Annotated in this window: 5 protein-coding genes; all 5 read left to right on the forward strand. The window is 29.1% G+C overall.

Annotated features, from left to right (window positions below; translation table 11 throughout):
* The first annotated feature begins 13 nt into the window (after nt 1-13).
* The 5 genes from RMR19_RS00465 to RMR19_RS00485 all read left to right on the forward strand — a co-directional run bounded on the left by RMR19_RS00465 (nt 14) and on the right by RMR19_RS00485 (nt 6,207).
* Nucleotides 14-1,897: an HlyD family efflux transporter periplasmic adaptor subunit gene (locus RMR19_RS00465; RefSeq protein WP_310601582.1), complete on the forward strand. Its 1,884-nt coding sequence runs from the start codon at nt 14-16 to the stop codon at nt 1,895-1,897.
* Nucleotides 1,898-1,951: 54 nt separating this feature from the next.
* Nucleotides 1,952-3,283, forward strand: a complete 1,332-nt coding sequence (locus tag RMR19_RS00470; RefSeq protein ID WP_310601583.1) for a hypothetical protein — start codon at nt 1,952-1,954, stop codon at nt 3,281-3,283.
* Between the two features lie 114 nt (nt 3,284-3,397).
* Nucleotides 3,398-4,093 carry a CPBP family intramembrane glutamic endopeptidase gene (locus RMR19_RS00475; protein ID WP_310601584.1) on the forward strand — a complete coding sequence of 232 codons (696 nt, stop codon included), beginning with the start codon at nt 3,398-3,400 and terminating at the stop codon, nt 4,091-4,093.
* A 717-nt stretch (nt 4,094-4,810) separates the two neighbouring features.
* Nucleotides 4,811-5,257 carry a hypothetical protein gene (locus tag RMR19_RS00480; RefSeq protein ID WP_310601585.1) on the forward strand — a complete coding sequence of 149 codons (447 nt, stop codon included), beginning with the start codon at nt 4,811-4,813 and terminating at the stop codon, nt 5,255-5,257.
* 560 nt (nt 5,258-5,817) lie between these two features.
* Entirely contained in the window at nt 5,818-6,207 is a 390-nt protein-coding gene (locus RMR19_RS00485; protein WP_310601586.1) for a bacteriohemerythrin, read from the forward strand.
* Nucleotides 6,208-6,340: the final 133 nt, after the last annotated feature.

A 6,340-nucleotide genomic window follows, 5' to 3' on the forward strand; every position in this document is an offset into this window, starting at 1 on the left:
TGAGGTAAGTACAATGAAACCAATTATTATAAAGATGGAAGATATGTCCGATAGTCGAGAGGTATATGAAAGTAAACCAAGTAAAGTTATTACAATGTTTATTTATATAATAAGTGCGTTACTTATTGTAGCTCTTGTATGGATGTATTTTGGGAAGATTGATATTGTTGTGGATTCTCCAGGAATGATTCGACCAGATGAAAATGTTGGAGTAGTCAGTAATGTATATGGTGGAATAATTGAAGAAGTTAATATTGAAGATGGAGATTGTGTTGAGGAAGGAGAGCTTCTATATATAATAAACCACGATGAATTGTTAGTGGAGAAAAAGTATTGTGAAGAGCAACTTAAGGAGTATAGTGGGTATTTGCAGTTATCAACGAGATATAAAGAATCTCTACAGAAAGGTTCCAATTTATTTTCAAAGAAAGAGGAATTAGAATATTATACGAAATACGAAAATTATAAGATAAATTTGGATTCAATGAAAAAAAAGTTTGACTATGAGAAAGAGAATATATCTAACCAGAAGGACTATGTAGGGGAGCAATTAGGTTATTATCAATCTGAAGTTAGTAATATAAAACTTCTGATTTCTTGTATTGAAAATGGTGTAAATAAGTTTTCTAAAAGCTCCAATATGGAATATTATAACAAGTATCTTATGTATCAAAGTAACTATAAGACATTAGAAAAAAAATATGAGGATCAAGCAGCAGAAATTAAGACATCAATATCGAAAGAGCAAGGACAGAATGCAATTGAATATTATAATGAAGCGAAAAAACAATTGGAGCTCTTACAGAAAAGTATAAAGAAGGATAAGAATTATTTCGAAGAAGAAAATACATATTATATGCAGTACAAAACCTACAGGCAGAAGAAGGAAGAACTAGAACAAGCTTATGAAACGGCTAAGAAGACATATGAGACAAATGTAGAATTACAAGATATTGCAGTAACAGCATGGGAAGTGGAGCAATCGCGAATTGCAAAAGAGGAAGCATATGATGCCATTGATAAGTATAAGACATCCACATTACTTGAGGTTACAAAGCAATTAACAGAAATAGAACAAAAATTAAAGGATTTACAACTTTCAGAGGACAGTTCACTTTCAAAAAATGAGTTACTAAAGAGTAATGAGGAAAGCAAGAAGGAAGCTTTAAAGGAGTATAAGCTTCAATATATTGTAGAACTTCAAGGTAAATTAAAGGCTACACAAGAGTCAGTTACAACGTTAACTGATAAGAAAAAGGGAATTGATTTAAGTGAGAACCAGAATTATATCTATGATGATACAGAGAATAGTGCAAGCAAATATGGTGAAGTAGTAACTTATGAGAATAATGAATTGACGACAACAATGCAGAGCATAACTTCATATGAAAGTAAAATAAGTGAATTAGAAACTAGTCTTGAAAAGCTGAATAAAACAATTGATTCTTGTTTTATTCGTGCAAAATGGTCAGGAAAAGTTAACATGGCAATTGATTTGGTAAAGGGTAATACATTGTCAGCGGGAACAGAAGTGTTGTCTGTTTTACCAGATGAGAACTCCCAATATAAGGTGAGAATCTATGTTAATAATAGCGAAATTGGTAAAGTCAAAGAAGGAATGTCTGTTAAGTTTAATATACATGCTTATCCAAATGCAGAATACGGTTATATTACGGGAACAATAACAAAGGTGTCGAATGATATTAAAGTTGATTCACAAAGTGGTTCTGCCTATTATTTGGTGGAAGCTACGTTGAACACAAGTGGATTTTATGAAAAAGACGGTAGCAGAGTTGAGATTAAGGCAGGTATGAGTTGCGAAGCCAAAATAATAACAGAGCAAAAAAGGATATTATCATATGTTCTCGAAAAGTTAGAGTTACTTGTTAAAAATTAAAAAATACTTGGACTATTACGTCTGAGAAACTAATTTATCTGATATGAGGTGGCTATGGAAATTAAGAAAAAAGTTTTGATACTGATGCTTTTGGTTTGTATTGTAGGAAAGATATCTGTAGTAGCTGCGGCAGATTCATTTGAGTATGTAATATATACCCCTGAAAATACGACAAGTAATAACCAATCACAAACTACAAAGCTGAGTCAATTATTAGCAGAGTATGAGTTGTTTAGCACAGATGTGAGCCAAGTTAAAAATCAGTATATGCTAAATATAAGTAATAGCACTTTAGCTAATGAAAAGAAACAAGATAGCTATGACTATGTAGGAGAACTTGAGAGTGGGATGTCTTATATAAAAAATGTAAAGACAGAATTATTAAAATTAAAAAAAGAACTGCAAGAAGAATATGACTCCTATAATCAATCAAAAGAGAAGTATAAAGAACGTTTAGGTGAAATAGAAAAAGGAATACAGGAGATTGATTATCAGGTAGCTGTTTTACAGGAGCAACTTAATACAGGAACAAGTTCATTAGATAGTGCGAGCAGTAGTTATAGAGAGGCTGTTCTAAATGCAAGTTTGAATAAATTTTATAGTGAAAATAAGCAATGTATATTAGATTATGAAATAGAGCAGTTAAAATTTGGTGTAGTAAAAAATCTATTAAATATGATGGTTTTAAAAGAACAGAAGAGTTATTATAATTCATATGAGAACTTACTAGATGTTCAGATTATAATAGAAGAAAAGAAGGTTAAATTAGGATTAGTAAATCAGACTGGTTTAGAAAAGCTTGAGATTGAAAGAAGTAGCAATACATCATCGATACGAACTTGTAACAATACATATCAGTTAATTTACAATAGTATTGCAAGAGATACAATGAATAAAAATAGTAAATATGTATTGGAATATACGGAAAGTAGTAAAGGATATAAAGAGGAAGATTTAGTTTACGCGTTTATTTTGAAAAATCCTCAATTAATACAATTAAAATATTACATAAATGCATATACCGATTATATGGGGGATTTGACAAGTGAATCAAGTAAAACACAAATCAAGTATATGATTAATGGATATGATATACAACGAACAATATTAATAAATGACATACGCCAGTATGTTAATGTTGCTTATACAGATTATAAGGAAGCTGTTTTGAATCTATCAACAAGTCAAAGTGAGATAATATATTACAGTAAGCAATATAATGCAGTTGTAAAAAAATATAATTTAGGGAGAGCAACGCAATTAGAAGTGAAGAAAGCAGAAGTAAATAAGCAGAACGCGTATGTAAAGTATTATGGAATTTTGCAAGAGAAGTTATTATTAGAGTATATACTTGATAACCATATATATAATGGTGATTACAAATAATTTGTTCCTATATTGCTAAAAGAAAACCACTATTTGAGCTATAAGTAGGGCACTCATAGCTTTTTCCATCTACTTAGGAGATAAATAAAAAACAAGGAGTAACATAAACAGAAAATGATTAAAATACTGAGGGAAAATAGAAAATGGGGAATCTACCTGAATTGTCTACAACCACTGCTTATTTATCTAGGATTACAGATGATAGTAGCACTAGTTTTGAATATAACACCGTTCTTTCGTGAATATATTAGTTATGAAGAATTAAACATTTCAGAAGATCTTTTGGTGGTTGTGCTATCTAGTTTTGTGGGGATTTTTGTTTATCTACATATTCTAAAAAAGGAACATGAAATTAAGATAACAGAGATAATAGCAGGGGTAAATTGGAAAGTTATTATTCGTGTAATAGTGATTACATTAATATACCAGATTTTGTTCAGCGGACTCATATCATTTATACATAAAACAACTAATATTGATGTTCTGTATGAATATAAAGAAAATATGAATACGTTAGCAATAAGAAAAACTGCATTGTCAATTTTTTATTTAACGGTATTGGCACCAATAGCAGAAGAATTACTTTTTAGAGGGTTGATATTTAAACGAGCATTAAATGTAATGCCTGAATATAAGGCTAATTTATTCCAAGCAGTAGTTTTTGGAATTATCCATTTGAATATTGTACAATCATTGGATTGTATTATTTTAGGCTATATTCAAGGAAATTTATATTGTAAATATAAAACCTATCTGGTTCCTATTGTATTTCATATGCTTATAAATATATGGTCAGTAGTATTACCATAATAATCCTAACAGAACCCAACACGCCTCTCAACGATGCGAACCATATAGGGTCTTTTCAGACAAAAAATTAACGTAGAGAGAAACCTATAATATTTCTTGAATATATTGACAAATGCAAAGGAAGGTAATAATATGTTAGTGAATTCAAAAAATCACTTAATAATAGGTTGATATAGACTAGAAAAGAATATGGTTAACCTAAGAGATTTGGATAAGATATTTAGAAGAAATATATGAATGCAAGATTTGTTGTGATTTGGCGTATTAATGTGGTAATCGTAGTATACCCAAAAAAATAGGTATTATTTTAATATTGTAGAAACAATTAAAACAATTAAAACAGAAAAATAATAAAAGTGTTTGAAAATAAAAAATAATTATTAAGGAGTAGGATTACCAAATGAAAAACAAAAAAATATGGTTAGTAAGATTAGTATCGGTATTACTTGGTACTTTAATATTTGGGTATATAACGCATGAATATTTAAAAGGAGCAGTTTTTTGCATTTTGACATGCATTGTTTCGAATTTTATCTCTTCTGTAGATAAAAAAAATAAACCCGGAATTTCATAAGAATATAATGCTAATAGAAATAATTTGTTTTTCTTGATAGAGGGAAAGAAAAACTGGGAGTTCACATAGAAGAATTTAATATTTTAAGAACAATTACATTAGTACAAGCGTTTTTAGATATAATAAAGAAAAGGTGATCAATGATGGTTAATAAATTGGAAAAAATGGTTAATAGGAGTATTACATTTAATCTCTTTATGGTAGCTTTTTTTATAGATATTGTTGGAGAGATAATATATAATTGGATATTTAAACAATCAATTGATACTCAAGAACTGTTTATAAACTTAATATTTAGCATAGCAATAGCTATTATTTTATGTCTCATTTTTTACCGCGTGTTTATTTTGAAAACATATAAAATAAATGCTAGATATAACTCTATTGAAGATATAGAAAAATTGTCTCAGAAATGTGGCTTGCATAGTTCTAAAACAGGTGATTTATTAGTATGTTTTAATAATCACATAACAAAGATAGGCTATAGCAAAGTTATAATATACAAAGAAAAAAATGATTTGTATATTTTGGGAAATGATGTTTATATAAATAAAGTTTTTAAAGGTGAGTTAATGATTGGTCATAATTAATATTTTTATTTAAACGAATAGTGTTGAGTATAAAATACATTTTGGGACTTGTGCTGATGCGACAAGTCCTGATTTGTATTGTGCACACAATGCAAATGGATTACTATAGCGTTCCTATTGTTGATTGAAATGTGAGACAATCTGTGTACATGAAGTAAAGCAATCAAGATACTGATGAATGTTTGACATTAGGGTAGTTTACTATAAACCTGCCTTTCGAGTTAAAGTGTTATACTTCATAGACTATCAGAAATGGATTTGACATACTCAATGGACTATCCATAGAATTTATCAGTAACAGATTGTCATTGGTTTGATCTCATCCAAAAATGTCGCACTAACAGAACCCAACACGCCTCTCAACGATGCTGGACCACGTTGTTTTTTTTAAATTTAAGTGGAATTATAAGATTAAGACGAAAAATTAGCATAGAAACCTATTGACGAAAAGTCAAAAAAGATGTAATATGAAATAAAACAGTAACGATTACTATTTTTAAAATTACAAACAAAACGAACCAACACGAATAACTTAATAAATCAAAAAGGAGAACACAATTATGTACGAAATGAAAGACGAATACCTAACAGGAATAAAAATGATTGATGATGAACATAGAAAGCTTTTTGAAATTGCAGAAGAAACATACCAGCTAAAAAACAATGAATTTATACCAGATAAATATGATAATGTAAAACATCTATTACATAACCTAAAAGAGTATACAATTAAGCATTTTGAAGATGAAGAAGAGTATATGGAAAGCATTAATTATAAAAGAATGTTTACACAAAAGGTAGAGCATCAAGAATTCAGAGATAAGCTAGATGCCTATGATATTGATGGAATTGATGAGAATACAGAGTATGTAATTGATGACATCATTGAGTTCCTTACAAAATGGCTAATCGAGCATATACTTGAAAATGATATGTTGATTGCAGAGTAACCAAGAATCTAATTTCTTTTGTGATAGAGTAATAAAAAACTTGTCGAAAAATTGTGGATGGATTACAATGTAATTATAAAAAGAGTAAGCTATAATCATCTACAAGTTCAGAAAATAAAAAAACAGCGAAGGT

Source organism: Anaerosporobacter sp. (genome assembly GCF_031551385.1).
In the GTDB taxonomy this organism is placed as follows: Bacteria; Bacillota; Clostridia; order Lachnospirales; family Lachnospiraceae; genus Anaerosporobacter.